This is a genomic window from Photorhabdus sp. RM71S (assembly GCF_042879355.1).
Classification (GTDB): Bacteria; Pseudomonadota; Gammaproteobacteria; order Enterobacterales; family Enterobacteriaceae; genus Photorhabdus; species Photorhabdus kayaii.
The window spans coordinates 78,890-96,576 of the sequence record NZ_JBHFKV010000008.1 but is presented as its reverse complement, the minus strand read 5'-3'; the positions used below and the strand labels follow the sequence as shown (position 1 = coordinate 96,576).

Below are 17,687 nucleotides of genomic sequence, written 5' to 3'. Positions count from 1 at the left end.
TTTTAAATAAATAATTTTATTGGTGATCCTATTTTAATCTTATCAAGATTAGAAAAAATTTGATGTAAGGAATAAACCATAAAAAATATTTATATATGAACAATGACCCTATCGACCTTTAAAGTATTACAGAATAATTCAATTAATAAAAACAAAAAATACAAATCCAAATAATTTCACAACAAAATACTTAGATAACATTTCAATACGATCATTTGCGATCTATAGTGTCGCAAATTATATCTATATAAGAATAAAATACTTTATGCAATTTGTTTTTCAAATTAAAAGATCTAAAATTTCAATTTTTCGATATAATCGTTCTGCATCGTATAAAAACCAACCTTGACAAAACAGGATATACCCGGCAATTCTTTATGACTGAATAGGACATTCAGATTGCCCTCATGTGTTGAAATTAACCGTTGGATTATCCTAATTGCTCAAGATATCCAACTGGGTTCAATAAAGCCTGGAGTTAATATGGAAAACCGGAAAGATTCGACTCAACCTTCCCAGACGGATCAAATACTCAATGTCATATCCGAATTATGTACTATTCGTAAAATGCAAGCGGCTCCCCCACCAGAATCATGGCCTAGTACGCGTGATGTAGCGGAACAATGCGATTTCACCATCTACAAAGCACGTTATCTGTTATTGAAACTGGCTAACAAAGGATTAGTTATGGTAACTCCGTCTCCCATTAAGAATTCTCTCCGATGGTATATACCGGAAGACAAAATTAAATCTATCTAATGTCAAACAAATCTGAAGAAAAGGATGTCTGCTCTGTGCAGTAGGGCCAGTCTATATAGTCGAAAACTTGAAGAGACGACATACGGCCCTATGGTGTTATTCATTCAAATCGCTATATTCTTTCTATGATAAAAGTCTCAACAACGCATTCAAGTGCAGAGATATCATAATCAATTATTATCATTTTATTTCAGAGGAAGCCAGAATGGAAAAATTGCATCGTTGGGAAAAGGATGGATATGTTGTCACTACAGATAAAAATAAATTAGATATTACGATCATACAACAGTTTCTGACGAACTCCATTTGGGCAGAAGGGATCGACAAGGAGACAGTTAAGTTGTCGATCGAAAATAGCTTGAACTTTGGTCTATATAAAGATACTCAGCAGATAGGATTTGCTCGTATCGTGACTGACTTCACAACCTTTGGTTATCTTAGTGATGTTTTTATTTTAGACGACTATCGAGGATTAGGATTAGGACGTTGGCTAATGACATGTTGCCTGGAACATCCCCAAATAGCACAGCTTCGTCATATTATGCTAGTCACTTCTATGGCGCCGTGGCTGTATAAAAAAATGGGTTATTCCCCGGTAAACGAAGAAAACTTTGTTTGGCAAATTGTCCGACCTGATATTTACAAACAACCTAAGCTATAAAGTAGTCATATCAATTAGTCATGAAAAATGCCCGACAAGGTGATCGGGCATTACTGCGACAACAACCACACTATTGCGATAAGCAGGAAGCTATTGTTTTATCAACTTGTATCTTTTAACCAGAAATTAGAAACTGGCATTAACACCTAAACTGAAAGCATAAGTGTGATTCTGAACATCACCATCATTACGTGATATTGACACAAAAGCGCCCCAATCTTTTGTAATAGCAGCATTCATGCCGATAACGTATTCACGCCAGTTGGTGTCCTGCTTTTGACTTTCACTAACGAAAGATGTCTCAGTTGAGTTAATGGCACTACTAATCTGATAACGACTATCACCGAACTGGTGGTTAAACCGAACTTCAGCATAGGGATTAAAACGACTAAAATTGGTGTCCAGACGCCAGCCTAATGTTCCGACCTGAGAGTCGTAACGTTGATCGCCGAAATGCATAGCCGTGCTGCTCTTACCTGATTCACGATAACCTTTAACATAACTCTTATCCCAAGCGTATTGGATAATCGGGCTGGTCATGACTGTAGATGTCAGCGGAATATCCCAACCCGCAGTAATGCGTCCGCCCCACTGATGACCGGTAGTCGAAGCATGCTCCTTGCGCAGCCACTCATTGAGCACAATACCACGCGTAATGTCTTCATATTTCATGTCCAAATAGTGAAGATCGCCGCTAATCCAACCTTTATCGTAGTAACGCCATAAGCCATAAGTGGTAAAGACATAACCACGACCATCAGCGTGAAAATGATTAACTGAGCGCTTATCCTGATAACGAGAGATCATTCCCCCCAACAGAATATTATCCGTGAGCTGATAGTCACTACCCAGAGTCAGTGTACTGTTGTGATTACCACTATAACCACCGAATACGCCTATTTTACCTTGGTCATTACCCACGCTACGTAACTGTTGCAAACGGCCGTCAAGAGAAGCAAGCGCCCCCTTCACCGGCACATTGTTGGTATTCGTCAGTGACATAGCCTGATGTGGAGCATTAAGGATTGAAATAGTGTACTCACCAATCATACGCTGTGCGTTTGGAGTTGGATGAAAATCGTCAGCAAATAAAAAGAGTTGATTGGCATCAAAACCGGGAACATCGGAATAACAAGCACTGGCATTAACAGTCCGAGCACAAGCATAACCTACTGTATTGGAAAAACCATAACGTAAAGGATTATCAATGACCTCATGTAAAAGTGCATTAACATCAACTCGAACAATATTGCCGCCCTTCTGGCTAAGTTCGATATCTTCTAATTGGTTGTAGCTATCAACCAGCTCTGACGCACTACGGCTTACTTTTTCATAAGTACCAAACAATTGTTGAGTTATCTCCTCCGCTTTTTTAGCATCCCCCCCTGAAGCTTCAAGTCCGATATTTTTGAAAACACCTTGGATAACTTGAAGACGGGTGCCTTCATCGATTGTTGGATACTTGTTGACTGCCGCATGAACTTTATCCATCGCCTCCTTAAGTTTGCCTGAGGTAACTTTAGATTCTAGCCCTCTAGAGATAATGGTCTCCATAAGCTTCGGAGTGACACCAACATCAGGAACCGTAGGTACGATCACCAACCCAGCCCCCGTATTGAGAAGCGTATGTACCTGGAATGCAGCGGCTTTTGCACTCTTATCAATTATTCCTTGCGCTTTACCCAAATCTCCCAATGCCGCCTGAATATCATTACCACCAATCCAGTGAACATACATGCCATTAGGATCAGCACGACCACCGTGGCTTGCCAGATAATTATCTACCTGATTTTGAGTGTTGTGATCTTTATTTAAATCAGAAACAGCAGTCGCTCCACCTACTGCGTAATTATTCCCCCCACTATTAGAATTGGTCAGTTTAGTCCCTAAGTGTTGAGCAATAAGATCATTATACAACTTACTGGTTGTACCATTGATCGTATATCGACCTCCATTTCCGCTGTCACTCAAACTATCACCAAAAACATATAGCTGGTCATAAGTGTGTGCATTAGAAATTGCACTTATCGAAAGTGCTAACACGCCTGGTGTAAATATAAATGCCCTTTTCATTAATATGATCCTCAAGAAGTTATTTTATATTTATCATTGAACTAGCCGTTCAACTAAAATGATCAATCCGAATAGAAACTACGTTAATGAGATATGACGCAGTCCCCTTTTTGATTAACCAATACCTCATTATAGTTAGCAACAGAGAGAATCCCGCACTGTTTTTTTAGGTTTTAAAGTTTAGTGTTGCTTGATTGTTCAATTAATCAATTTGGTTAAAATTCAACTATCTATAAAAAGTAATATTAGACCAAATTGATTCAATTCTCTCCTCTGCTTCATGAAATAGATCACAAAACAGACAGAATAAGATTCTGATAGGAATAATGGATAGCTTTAAGTAATATCTGAAGCGATCCATCACTACAAACGTGATAGCATCAATTCATCTCAGTTCAGAAAAATAAAAGATTAAGAAGAATGAATATGAAAATTCAGCAAGCAATGAAGGCCGATTTCAATAAACTGATCGAAATCTGGGAAGCCTCGGTACGAGCAACACATGATTTTTTATCTGACGAATATATTAATCAACTACGCCCATTGATTCTGCATATCTATTTACCGATGCTGACGGTTTATAAAGCGATAAATGATAAACACGAAATTGAGGGTTTTATTAGCGTTGATCAGCATCGAGTTGAAATGTTGTTTATCACTCCAGATTCCCGTGGCAAAGGCATCGGCAAAACATTGCTGAATTTTGCTATTAGCGAATTAGGTATCAATGAACTTGATGTTAATGAACAAAATGTTCAAGAAGTAGGTTTCTATCAGCACCAAGGATTTAGCGTTTTCAACCGCTCAGAAATTGACGGTCAAGGTAATCCGTTTCCGTTATTACATATGCGAATTGAACGGCCGAACGCCAAAGCTATCTAACTCACACTATCCCCACATGACGCCACTATTATCAAGGCAGCGACAGCCTCTTCGCTGCCCAAACCTATACCCGTTATCTTTCAAGTTGCCTCTTTGTTGGCTGCATCTTGAAATCTATAGGGTATATATTTATTTCAAATTAAATTCTATTGCTAAGGTAAGCTCTTTTGGCAAACCAGCCGGTTTCAATCCTACCGATCGAGCTTGTTGAATCGCCGCAAGGGCTGCCCGATCCAATTCATCAGCGCCTGAACTCTGTACTAATTGGTGATTCGTCAAATCGCCACTATCCAGCAAGCTAAACCTGACCTGAACTATCCCCTGTTGCTTCATTTTCTTAGCCCGACGCGGATAGCGTTTATGTTTTTCAATTTCACGACGCAAGGCAGCCTGATAGCTTTGTAACTCATCAGCTCCCACGCCCGTCATCGGTTGACTGGTCGTCGCCTGACGGGCGCCTGCTTGTGAATCCACAGCATCTCTCCCCGCTAACTGAGAGTTACCTTCCGTTTGCTCTGCCTGTTTTTGTTGAGGCTCTTCTACCGGTTTTTTCTGTGGCTGAGATTTGTCCTTCGGTTTAGCATCCACATGCTTTTCTGGCGGTGGCCTCGGACGTTCCTGTTTGCGTGGCTTATCCGCTGGCTTATTAAGTACTATTTTTGCCTCATGTGGTGATTCCGCTACCACTATCTCTGGCGGTAACGGGGGAGGAATAGGTTCCGGTTCTACAGGTTGTTCCTGTCCGGCCGGTGCTGCCGAAGCAACCATTTCTATTGACATACTAATTATTGGCGAATTCACTGATTGATTATTCGCACTGTCATCACGCAGTAAATGCCGCGCCATAAATCCAACAATACCCGCATGTAACAGTAAGGAAGCACACAAGCCAATATAAATACGATTTTTCATCATAACTTCAAGCCATCTTTCCGTTCATTATCTGTGGAGATTGCCAGCGCGCTTAACCGCAACCGGCAAATCTCCTTTAAAGAGTCAGAACCGACTGGTGACACTAAGCTTAAACGTCCGACCAGGCGCTGGCATCATGGAACGCGTTAACGGGTCCAGATAATAGCGATCGGTTAAGTTGGTGCCAGATAATTCAACGACTACATCTGGCGTAACCTGATAATTAATATAAGCATCTACAGTCATTACCGAATTCCAGCGCATCGGATTATTACTTATCCCTTTATAAACACCGGGCATTTTTTTCATTAACCATTTTTCATCCTTATTCTCCACACTGCTATGGTATAATACTCGGCTACCGATCTCTAAATTTTCATCCAATAACCGGCCACCAATATTCAGATTAAGAGAATAACGAGGTGGAATAGTTGTCCTTAAAAAACCACCGGGAAAACCGCCATCAATACATTCAGGAACACCAAACTGGTTTCTTGGATCTAACATAAGCGATGCAGTTTTATCACAAACTTTATTCTTAAGATTATAAGATAGGCCAAAATGGGTAAAGAAACTACCGTTATCATAACGTCCCTGTAGTTCTAAACCGGATAATTTCTGTTTATCTAGTTGAGTAAATACAAAGTTACTGTCACGATCAAAAACATGCTCAATGACAGTATTGTAATAAGCGAATCTAATATCCGCATTACGCTCCGCACCCAATAACTGACTTAAATCATGCACATAACCCACTTCCACTGTTTTACTACGTTCAGGTTTAAAAGCGCGTGCTGGTTTATCAGTCAAACCGGAGGAAAAGCCAACGGTATCTTCAAAGATACTCGGCATACGTACTGCTTCGGCATAACGGGTATAGATACGTGCATTATCAGAGATATAAGCCGTTGCGGAAAATACCGGCGCCCAAGCATGATCTTTACGTTTAGGTTGTTTAGACCAACGCTCCTGCTCACTTTTTGCTTTATAAACACCACTATCACCAGTACTCAATATTTCTCCAGAGTCATCAATATAACGGCTATTCTGCTGAACGGTACTGTATTCATATTTATACACTTCTTTATTCGTCACAGGATCAATAACGCGTTCGTTCATATCAAGTTTCCCATTAAAATAGGGATTATTTTGTTTATATAACTTACCATCGTCATGATATTTCCAAAGCACGTCTACCGGTACCATAGGGCGAAGAATTGAATCTCGTGTTTTTGAACTTGTAAATTTTTTATCAGTGTATTCGTTAAATTCATCATCAGTCAGACACTCAAAACATTCATCAAACTTTTTATATAGTTCAGCTTCCCGGTCGGTAAGTGTTCTCAGATATCGCAACCCTTGGCCAACCAACTTTTTATCCTTACTATAACCAATATCACGAGCCGCCAAACGTTCATTTAAAAAATCATCCTTAGACCAATAACTGATTCGCCTAGCGCCGGCACTTAATGCCAGCCACGGGGTAGGACGCCAGTCAAAATTAAAGGCAACATTATTCTCCTGACGGCGTCCTTTTCTTGGTGGTGATCGAAAACTAGAAAAATTCTTCCCTTCATAATCATCATGAGAACCTAAACGTTCCTGTTGCAGACTAGCTGACAAGGTTAAATCTAAATTTGAGGTCAATTCGAAAGCATTAGAGAGATCAATTCCCCAACGGTTATTATGGGTATTAGTAGAAGCAGTATCTACCAGACGACCATCTTTATTCGGATTTCTTTCCTGCCGCCCCCCCACATCCCAAGCTTCATCCCGCTCTCGCGGTTCACGTGGATATCCCCCGGCAGTATTGGTATCGCTGATAGTACGGGTAATCCAAAATTTCATATCAAAATCAACCCATTTGTTCCCGTCAGGTTTCCATTTATAATCCAGATTAAATGCCTGCTGATGTACATTCGCCAGCGGCCACTGTGGTACAACATTATTTTCAGCCCGAACCCAACCAAGCCGCGAAGGCATAATCTCCCCGTAAATCGTTTTAGTATCGCGGATACCAAACCCAATCGTCTGTTGATTAGCCAGATACCAGGTATTTTTAAACAACCAAGACTTCATTTCACTGGAAGTATTCGGCACCTCATTTCCAGGGCGATATATACGTGCCACAAAAGGCAGATAAGGATCATATGACCGGGTCCCACCATCAAGGATCTCTATATCCTTTTTATTAATGGGCTCATCATAGCGATGAGCACCACCCTTGCCGGCAAAATAGTTTCCTTTACTGCGATAACTATAAGCTGCCATTAAATCAAAATATTCCTGCCGGGTACCTATCGCCAGACGTATCGCATTATCTTTTAGGCCCAATAATTTATTATCTTTTGAAGTTTTTGGCGTAATTTCTAACGCAGGATCAACATAATTAAATCCTTGATTAAAATCGGGAACATCTCGATAATCTTGTCCCAATTGTAGATGAGGTACACGTTCCTTAACTGCATTGCTGCTGGTTTCCAATTTCAAGTTAATACCGAATTGCTCATCTATCGGTACCACATCATCAATACCCAGAGTTTTGATCATTACCGCCCCACCGATCGAACCTTTTACTCCACGTGTCAATGATGGACCTTTTTCTATTTCAATGCTGCTGATCAAATTAGGATCAATATAGTTACGATTATTCGCACCGTTATAACCACGCCAGGTGGTAATTGCCTGTTCAGTACCGTCAATGGTAACAGGAACCCGCCCCTGCCCCTGAATACCTCGAATATTAGGATCTAATGCGCCACTGTTTCTCGAATCACCACTAAATACGCCAACTGCACTTTTTAAAACATCCGCCGGTGAAGCGCCCTTATAGCGTTCTACCAAATCCTTACCCAAGTAAATATTGGTAATATCTTTATCATAAACCGCATCATAACCTGCCTCATCTTTTTCACTGGTCGCTGAAACGTTAATTTTACCGAGGTCAGCCTTATTTTCAGCGGACTGTTTAGATGATTGAGCCGGGGTTACTAGTGTTTCTGCATCAGCACGATAAGGCATCATACTGTAGGCCAACACCAGCATGAATGTTATTTTGCTATATTTATTATTTAATTTATACATAATCATTATCTGCCATAGTGTGGATTGAAATAACTTGTTACTTCAACCAGTATCAAAAATACTTTTCAAACTTGACTAAAACTTCATTCTTATTATAGGAATAGAGCCAATCAACATTACTACTATTTTTTCTAAATCGATAAGTAATTACTGGGGTTAAACCGAAAACTTCAAATTTAGGCATACTCACAATTGCCGCATAGAATTGTTCATTATCTTTACGACGTGCATTTAGAGGTACGCTGTAATCACCAAATTGCCGCTGGCGCAATGCAGTAAATACCACTGCATTAATTCCCGGATACAATTGAGTGGAAATGCCTGCTCGCACACCTTTTTGCTGATAATCATCTACTCTCTCAACACTGGTTTTATTAACCCAATCCCCCCCTGCAAAGGTAATGGTTTGATCAGTTAAATAATAAGATAAGGTGGCATAAACAGAGGTCATATTACCGTCATTATGATTATAAAGTTTATGATAACGAAACTGCTTATATTCTCCTTCCAAATTCAATACCAGATTTTTAGATAGAATATGCATCCATTCGGATTTTATTCCCGTAGTACGATAACGAGAATGGTTACCAACATAATTAAACTCAACAACTGGCCCTATTAGGAAATCATCCTTTTGCGCTTTATAGCTATAGCCCAAATAAGCAGAAGTGGTATTTTCATTCTCCTCACTATGATAACGGTAACTTTCTCCATAAGTCATCGAGCGTAAAAAGACACCGTGGTGACCACTCAGCGGATATATCTTACGCAACGTAGCATCATAACTTATACCATTTGCTTTCTTTGCCATAGGCAAATTACGTTCAACTGCGCACTCACCATTTTCACGATAAAGTGTGCAAACAGGAGGCTTATCCGGCGACATATTCGTGTTATCGTTAAAGATATATCCCACGGAAAAAGACCCACGCCAAGCATTGCGAAAATTAATCGCCTCCTGATAATTAGTTATATTCTTAATGACTGCCGGTGGTAATTTATTTTCATAATCGCGACTAGCCGCTGAAATTTCATTAAATAGTAAACTAGCTTCTCTATTTTTTTGATTCTCATAATAGACTCTAGCTAACTCTAATTTAGCACGGGTAAAATCAGGCTGTTGCTGCAAGATGGCCTGATAATGCTGTTCTGCTGCTGCCAAGTCACCCTGAGAGCGCGCCAGATTTGCCCGAGCAAAACGGACCAATTGGATATCATGTCCAGGTAACTTCTGGTATATCAACAAAAAGCGCTCGACATCCTTCACTTGTTGATGATTAATGGCTAAATAGAGCGCCTGACCAATATCATTCACATTATTCTCAATACTAAAAGTCTGACCATTAAGTACTATCGATAAATGATCCGTTTTTTTATTTACAGTTTCATCCGTGACCAGCGCTTTTTCTTGATCCTGTAAATTCCGTTGTACGTTATGCCACAATCTTCTACCGGTATCTTCATCTGCCAGAACCAAAGAGGGATAAATAAACAAGCAATTGATCAATATGGAAAAACGGATAATGGGTATATTTAACATCGGAATATCACTGCTTCATAGTCGAGCCGATAAATAAACAAAATAAGACAAAGCCCATATGAACTTTGCCTTATTCAGCTAATACAAATTCATATTATGGATTTTTAGTTCCACCAAAGGCAGTATCTTTACTGTGATCCGCATCAAATTTAGCCACCCCAGCTAAACTAGCTGCATTATCGCCAAAGAAGTGACCGCTGTTTGTCCCTACAACATTTCCAGCAGTCGCCCTACCCGCAAATGAACCATCTGTTCTAATCCTAGAATTAATACCAACGGTCAATGCACTATTTGCTATTGAACCAGTAAGCCTTTTCTGACCGAAATCAGCAGTAAATGTCCCATGCAGGGCATTGCTACCACTATATTGGTTAATTCCTTTAACCGTATAAGTTGCTACGCCACCGGTAGGTAAATTAGTTGTCACATCTTTACCAGAATAATAGGCGGTATGAGTAGTATCATCTACCGTGCCTTTTTGTGACCATTCACCAAAATAAACATCAGCATTAGCCACTTTACTGAAATTGAACACCCCCATCCCACTATGGCTACCTGATCCCGGCATAGAAATTTTGTGAATTCCATTTGCATCCGCTGCGGCATAACTTGCAAGATTTGAAAAGCTAGTAATTTTCCCCCCCCAAATAGACTGAACTCCTATTCCCGGTTCTCCACCCGGAGTCGGATGACCTCCACCACGTGCATCAGTCACACCTACCTGGATACTTTGTTTCTGACTATCAAACTGTTGTGTTTGCCCAAAACCTGGATCAGCCATAGCTTGTGTTACTAATCCACATGTACCTAATACTGCAATTAACACTTTAACTTTGTTCATAGCATATTCCTTATGTTAACTAATTAAATGTTAGAGTATTGCTTATTACATAGTTTTAGCACCGTCCGAAGACTGGCGCGCATATTAACGTACTTTTAATAAAAAATGAAATGATAATCATTATCATAAAACAATCGTATCTATTTGTATAGAATGGCAATTAATAAAGCTAACTATTTAATTATTAAATAAATATTTACCATAACCTTAATATAGCAACGGATATAATCTTAGATGAATCACCCATAACGTGTGTAAAAAAATCAATACATATAGATGTATAAATAAGAAATTATTTCAATATTAAATTAATTATAATGTTATTGTTCACATGGTAACTATATAACACCAAATTAGCTATTTCACATTAATTAAGAAATACTTAACAATGATAAATAAAAATCAAAAATATATATCTCATCTAAATGATTTAAATAGGAAAAATTATTTTTCCAGATATAAATATATTTATTACGAGAATGATCACTAATATATAAATTATTAAATTCACTAAAACGAAAACATTACTGACATGACTTAAACTCTAACTAAATATCATTTACCATTGATGAAAAATTAAATAACCACAGTTTTTTAAAGTAAATTAAAATTAACTGTAATTTTTTATAAAATAAATAATCAAATGGCAATATTGATACTCTTTTAGCTCCAAGATGAAAGAATTCAATTAAGTTATTTAAATAAAATCAGAGAAATCCCCTACCTTTCGACAGGGAATTTATGTAGATATGATAGCTGTTAGGTTAAAATATGAGCATCACTCAGGCTCCTTATATCCCTGCTGTATCAGTATTATGTCCCAATGTTCTAATATATATCTAGATTCTTCATCCTCTATATCAGCCATCTTACGGAAATACATTTTTGCTTTCTCTAAATCTTGTGGAAACGTTGCCGTCACCATGTAAATAAGTGATAGCAATACTGTTATATGCCCTTATAAGACCCAAACTACCTGCTCTTTCATAAAGTTCTATTGCTTTTTCCACATCTTGTTTATCTCTACCTTCATATTTATAAATTCCACCTAGCCAATATAAAGCCAACATATGATTTCCATCTAAGCTCAAAGCTTTCTCATAATAATATTTAGCCATTTGATAATCTCTTTCAGGTCTTACTAATGCACTATCACTATATAAACGCCCCAACAAAAAATTAGCATCAGCACTCCCTTTCGCTGCGATTTTTTCTAAGTTACGGAACTCCTTAACGGTTCTGGGTGTTTTCAGAGTAATTTCCTTATCCTCATAATTCATTCCTGTAAACACCGTTTTCGGAATATATTTTTCTATATTTTCCGCATATACATTAGAAACCAATAAAACCATCATTAAAATAATATATTTCATGAGATTGTCCTAAATTATTTATCAGAATACTCTGTAGCTGAACGAGGTTCATTTTGAACATTCTCAATCTTCAACTTCAAAGCCATTTTCCATTTTCTTACCAGAAGAAAGTATAGTTTCCTATTTTTCCAAAGGCAAATATATTATCAAATAGGAAAAACAACCATCCAAAATATAAATATATTACTTACTAAACTGAGTAAAATAAATATATTAAGAATGTAACTCAAATTCTGACTTAAATATAAATCTTTATTGATAACAGATTTAATAATCATAACTTTATAAAATGATTTTTATGAATAAGCTGTCAAATAGCAATATTGATAGTATTTTATACTAACTGAAAGAGTTAGATAAATCATTTAAATAATTTAATAAAATCCCCCATCTTTAGATAGGGAATTAAATGTAGATATAATAACGATCAGACTGATATGAATATCATTCAGGTTCTTTATATCCTAACTGTATCATTATGATATCCCAATGCTCTAAAGAAAACTTAGCTTCTTTATCCCCCATATCAGCTATTTTCTGGAAATATATTTTCGCCTTTTCTAAATCTTGTGGAACATTACCATCACCATGTAAATAAATGACAGACATATTATTGTATGCCTTTAAAAGACCTTGGCTACCGGCTCTTTCGTAAAATTCTAATGCTTTTTTTGCATCCTGCTTATCGCTATCTCCAGATTCGTAAACCACACCTAACCAAAATAAAGCCAATATGTGATTGTTATCTAAATCTAAGGCTTTCTCATAATAATATTTAGCTATTTGATAATCCCTTTCCGAACTTGGTAATGAAATATCACTATATAAACGCCCCAACAAAAAATTAGCATCAGCACTCCCTTTTGCTGCAAGTTTCTCTAAGTTACGAAACTCCTCAACAGTTCTGGGTGTTTTCAGAGTAATTTCTTTATCCTCATAATGCATACCTGTAAACACCGTTTTGGGAATATATTTTTCTATATTTTCCGCATACACATTAGAAGCCAATAAAACCATCATTAAAATAATATACTTCATGATATTGCCCTAAATTATTTACTAGAATACTCTGTGGTTAAGTCAGGAAACCAACCGAGAAATCATTCCTTTCTGTCTAACCTTTAATATGATAAACAGCAAAATAGCGTTCACAAAAAGCCCCAAAACCAACCCATACCAAAATCCTATAATTCCCATACTCTCGGTTACCCAGTTTGTCAAAGCTAAAACAAACCCCAATGGCAAACCCACTAGCCAATACCCGAATAACGGCGCGTAAAATACTGATCGGGTATCATGAAAACCCCGTAAAATACCGGATAAAGCCGCCTGGCAAGAGTCAAAGAATTGGAACAGGCATAACAGAAAGATTATATTAAGCGCAATTATTATGACTCCATTATCGTTAGTATAGAGTGAAATAAATGAACCTGCGAAATAGTAGATTAAAACGCCAATAACTGCGGAAATAGATAAAATTAAAGCAATTGAGATCCTTATAGTACCTGTTAATGATGTTCTATCTCTCTTCCCAATATAGGAACCGACTCTCACTGTCACGGCGGCTGCAATCCCCCCAGTTACGGTATAGATGATAGAGGTAATATTAAGCATAATATTATGTGCAGCAATGACTTGAGCACCTAAAGGAGCGGCAGTAATAGCAATTACATCCAGAAATACCATTTCAACAAAAAGAGCCAATCCACTTGGCATGCTAATATAAAACGTCCTGATTAAATCCTTATATTTTGGTAAACTGAAATCTGGCCTATAGCGACGATATTTATTCTTTAGCAAAAAATAGGCAATCAGACATACAGCACTTAGGTTATTAATAACCGCAGTTGTAATACCCGCACCAATGCCCCCCATTGCTGGTAAACCCAGTTTTCCATAAATAAATATGTAATTTAATGGTATATTCAATAATAAAGCACCAGCAGATAAATACATGGCGGTTTTCGTATCTTCCAATCCTTGTAGAAATGAACGAAAAACATTAAATATCATAACACTAGGAACACCACATGCCATCGCAAGAACATAGCCCTGGGTAATTTCTAAAATATGCTCATCTATGCCTATGAGTGAAAGTAGCCAGCTAACTAATATTAATAAAATAATTATTGGTATCGAAAGTATCACCGCTAGAAACAAGTAATTTTTAAGACTTGCTTTAATCCCTTCGTCATCATGTTGCGCTTTCTGCTTAGCTACATCTGCTGCGAGCATGATAATCATCCCATATCCTAATACAAATATAGGAAACCAAATACTACTGCCTAATGTTACTGCTGCTAAATCAGCCGTAGCATAGTGACCAGACATCACAATATCGACAAAACTCATTGCCGTACGTGCTATCTGACTAACGATGATAGGGAAAGAGAAAAATAAAAGTTGTTTTAACTCCCGCCGGTTTGAAAACTTAGCCATAAGAATCCCATTAATTTATTGGTTAGTGCCAATATTGATCATACTAACAATAAATTACGACCAAAATCATTTAAAAAAGTTTGAAAAAATCAGAACGATGAGTATACCTTCTATTTTCTTTCAGGCAACAGTGAAGAAATAAATTAAAGCAATCTAACGAAAACTAACTATTTCACAGAAATTTTTGTGATCTTTCTAAAAGATTGAATATTTATTTAAGTATTTTGTTCCCATTTTCTATATTAATAGTTAATGTTACTTGGATGAAATTATTGAACTATTTTGTGATAACATCCACATTATTAAAAAAATAAAAATACTAACATAGCTAAAGCAAATAATTAGTCACTTTTTCAAATTATTTCTTTAATTAATAAAGAATTAGCGGAAATATATCCTATGGATTTCAAGATGCATCGCGACGGCAAGGGAGCGAATCCCCGGGAGCATAGATAACTATGTGACCGGGGTGAGTGAGTGCAGCCAACAAAGAGACAACTTGAAAGATGACGGGTATATGGTTTTAACAAAAACTGCTTACACCATCCATCAAAGACATATGTCATCTTACCGTAAAAGAAGAGATCGAAAATGAAACCAGAAACTCTTGCTATCCACGGCGGATATTCCCCAGATCCAACAACCAAAGCTGTTGCCGTTCCTATCTATCAAACGACATCCTATGCGTTTGACGATACTCAACACGGCGCCGACCTATTTGATTTAAAGGTTGAGGGCAACATCTATTCTCGCATTATGAACCCTACCAATGATGTATTGGAAAAACGGGTTGCTCTACTTGAAGGAGGAGTCGCTGCTTTAGCGGTTGCATCTGGCATGGCGGCTGTCACCTGTGCGATTCAATCCATTGCCAGCGCTGGAGATAACATTATATCTGTTGCTAAATTATATGGCGGCACTTATAACCTGCTGGCTCACACATTGCCGCGATTCGGTATTGAAACACGATTTGCTGAACACGACGATATCGCAGCATTGGAGTCACTAATTGATGATCGTACCAAAGCAGTATTCTGTGAATCTATTGGTAACCCGGCAGGTAATATTGTTGATCTGAAAAAATTTGCCGAAGTGGCTCATCGTCATGGCGTCCCTTTAATTGTTGACAATACTGTCGCCACCCCTGTGCTTTGCCGCCCCATTGAGCATGGCGCTGACATTGTTATTCACTCTTTAACCAAGTATATGGGAGGACATGGTAATTCTATTGGCGGCATCATTGTAGATTCCGGCAATTTCCCTTGGAAAAAACATAAGCAACGGTTTGCCATATTGACGACCCCGGACCCCTCCTACCATAACGTCGTTTATACCGAACAATTCGGCAAGGCTGCCTTTATCGGACATTGCCGTGTCGTACCGCTACGTAATATGGGAGCTGCACTGTCGCCTTTTAATGCTTTCCTTATCCTGCAAGGATTAGAAACTCTGGCATTAAGAATGGAGCGTCATACTGAAAATGCGCTGAAAGTCGCTCATTATCTGCAAGATCATCCTCAAGTTAGTTGGGTGAAATATGCCGGGCTGTCAAACCACCAAGAACATGAACTGGCTCAGCACTATATGAATGGGAAGCCATCAGCTATCCTCTCCTTCGGTATTAAAGGCGGGCAGCAATCCGGCGCACGATTTATTGACGCACTAAAATTGATTGTACGACTGGTTAACATTGGCGACGCTAAATCACTCGCCTGTCATCCAGCGTCAACAACGCATAGCCAATTAAATGATGAAGAGTTAATTAAAGCTGGCGTATCACAAGATATGATCCGCTTGTCAATCGGCATTGAACATATCGATGATATTATTGCCGATCTTGCCCAAGCGCTGGATGCATCTAAATAATTCAGAGTTACCCTATATACCCTATGGATTTCAAGATGCATCGCGACGGCAAGGGAGCGAATCCCCGGGAGCATAGATAACGATGTGACCGGGGTGAGTGAGTGCAGCCAACAAAGAGGCAACTTGAAAGATAACGGGTATATACCCCGTTCTGGCGAGCGGGGTTCTATTTACTGACCATAATAACTTTCTTCACTGTATCTATTTCAATTCTTTCTCCCCAATCAATATTGTCGATTTTCATTTTCACCAATCAATATTAATTACGTCCAAAATAACTAAAAACAAAAAGCATAGGAGTAATAAATTAAGTCGGTAACCCTGTTGCCAATATTCGATTAAGTTACTCATCCTAGGAAAACGCGTCATAACGCCTAAATGGCTATTATTCACGTCAAACATACAAGGAAAATAGATGAAAATTAAGCTAACCCACACGTTGTTATTAAGTTCATTGATCTGCGGGTATGCTTCGGCAAAAATCCCCAATGAATTTAGCTCCACGCCCTCATTCGAAGATAATTTCGATGGCATAACACTTAATACCCAAAAATGGGATTACCGTGGCCTGGGTATCAGAAAAAATTGTATTAATACTCAATCAGCGGTTATTGTACGGAACGGTCATTTAACCATAAAAACTTATTCCGATAGTTCTTCTGGCAAGCTACAGAATTATTGCGGCATGATTTCAACACAAAAAAGTTTCCTACAAGCATATGGCTATTGGGAAGCCGCTATCAGATTCAATCGTGCAGAGGGTAATCAAGTGGCGTTCTGGATCCAGTCACCGACAATGGGTCACGATTTAACAAACCCAGAAAAATCAGGTGTCGAAATTGATGTATTTGAACATTTAGCCGAAGCGAAACAGGATCAATATGACCATGCTATTCACTGGAATGGTTATGGTAGCGCTCATAAGGAGTGGTCAAAGAGATTGTCTACAAATAAACTTGTTGATGGCCAATTCCACAAATTTGCTGTGGCATGGACACCAAGTGGTTATACATTTTATATCGATGATATTGCTCAAAATCTGTCAGGATTAGATCAAGTTCCAATTTCAATCGCCAACCAATATATTATTTTAAGCTCCGAAGTACCTCGCAGTTATCCAGCACAAGGTTATGGCCCGATAAATAAAACAACCGCAACATTCGATGTTGATTATGTAAAAGTTTATCCGTATATCGGTAATAAGAAATAGTCATCGATCAGGAAAAGGGAAAACAAATATTGGCGCCCAATAATTGG

At 38.3% G+C, this 17,687-nt stretch carries 13 protein-coding genes; 5 read left to right on the top strand and 8 right to left on the bottom strand.

The window, feature by feature from the left end:
* Positions 1-483: 483 nt before the first annotated feature.
* Entirely contained in the window at positions 484-759 is a 276-nt protein-coding gene (locus ACGF5R_RS06780) for a FaeA/PapI family transcriptional regulator (RefSeq protein WP_112876683.1), read from the top strand.
* A 205-nt stretch (positions 760-964) separates the two neighbouring features.
* Complete coding sequence (locus ACGF5R_RS06775) at positions 965-1,420, top strand: GNAT family N-acetyltransferase (protein ID WP_387690222.1); 456 nt, start codon at positions 965-967, stop codon at positions 1,418-1,420.
* A 126-nt stretch (positions 1,421-1,546) separates the two neighbouring features.
* Here ACGF5R_RS06775 and ACGF5R_RS06770 read toward each other — a convergent pair whose 3' ends face one another.
* Positions 1,547-3,493, bottom strand: coding sequence for an autotransporter outer membrane beta-barrel domain-containing protein (locus ACGF5R_RS06770; RefSeq protein ID WP_387690220.1), 1,947 nt, complete (start codon positions 3,491-3,493; stop codon positions 1,547-1,549).
* Between the two features lie 426 nt (positions 3,494-3,919).
* Between ACGF5R_RS06770 and ACGF5R_RS06765 the strand changes: the two genes are divergently transcribed.
* A complete protein-coding gene (locus tag ACGF5R_RS06765; protein ID WP_387690218.1) occupies positions 3,920-4,375 on the top strand; it encodes an acetyltransferase in 456 nt (151 codons plus the stop codon).
* A gap of 129 nt (positions 4,376-4,504) precedes the next feature.
* Here ACGF5R_RS06765 and ACGF5R_RS06760 read toward each other — a convergent pair whose 3' ends face one another.
* The 7 genes from ACGF5R_RS06760 to ACGF5R_RS06730 form a co-directional block, all read right to left on the bottom strand.
* A complete protein-coding gene (locus ACGF5R_RS06760; RefSeq protein ID WP_112876686.1) occupies positions 4,505-5,290 on the bottom strand; it encodes an energy transducer TonB in 786 nt (261 codons plus the stop codon).
* Positions 5,291-5,371: 81 nt separating this feature from the next.
* Positions 5,372-8,371: a TonB-dependent receptor domain-containing protein gene (locus tag ACGF5R_RS06755; protein ID WP_192880987.1), complete on the bottom strand. Its 3,000-nt coding sequence runs from the start codon at positions 8,369-8,371 to the stop codon at positions 5,372-5,374.
* A gap of 52 nt (positions 8,372-8,423) precedes the next feature.
* Positions 8,424-9,911: a surface lipoprotein assembly modifier gene (locus ACGF5R_RS06750; protein ID WP_262980165.1), complete on the bottom strand. Its 1,488-nt coding sequence runs from the start codon at positions 9,909-9,911 to the stop codon at positions 8,424-8,426.
* A gap of 94 nt (positions 9,912-10,005) precedes the next feature.
* Positions 10,006-10,752, bottom strand: a complete 747-nt coding sequence (locus ACGF5R_RS06745) for a Slam-dependent surface lipoprotein (protein WP_112876688.1) — start codon at positions 10,750-10,752, stop codon at positions 10,006-10,008.
* Between the two features lie 869 nt (positions 10,753-11,621).
* Entirely contained in the window at positions 11,622-12,125 is a 504-nt protein-coding gene (locus ACGF5R_RS06740) for a tetratricopeptide repeat protein (protein ID WP_387690216.1), read from the bottom strand.
* 444 nt (positions 12,126-12,569) lie between these two features.
* Positions 12,570-13,163: a tetratricopeptide repeat protein gene (locus ACGF5R_RS06735; protein WP_262980167.1), complete on the bottom strand. Its 594-nt coding sequence runs from the start codon at positions 13,161-13,163 to the stop codon at positions 12,570-12,572.
* A gap of 42 nt (positions 13,164-13,205) precedes the next feature.
* Positions 13,206-14,564 carry an MATE family efflux transporter gene (locus tag ACGF5R_RS06730; protein WP_387690213.1) on the bottom strand — a complete coding sequence of 453 codons (1,359 nt, stop codon included), beginning with the start codon at positions 14,562-14,564 and terminating at the stop codon, positions 13,206-13,208.
* Between the two features lie 591 nt (positions 14,565-15,155).
* Between ACGF5R_RS06730 and ACGF5R_RS06725 the strand changes: the two genes are divergently transcribed.
* Both ACGF5R_RS06725 and ACGF5R_RS06720 read left to right on the top strand, forming a co-directional pair.
* A complete protein-coding gene (locus tag ACGF5R_RS06725; RefSeq protein WP_112876690.1) occupies positions 15,156-16,430 on the top strand; it encodes a bifunctional O-acetylhomoserine aminocarboxypropyltransferase/cysteine synthase in 1,275 nt (424 codons plus the stop codon).
* Between the two features lie 415 nt (positions 16,431-16,845).
* Positions 16,846-17,640 (top strand): family 16 glycosylhydrolase, encoded by a 795-nt coding sequence (locus ACGF5R_RS06720; RefSeq protein WP_112876691.1) that lies wholly within the window; start codon positions 16,846-16,848, stop codon positions 17,638-17,640.
* Positions 17,641-17,687: the final 47 nt, after the last annotated feature.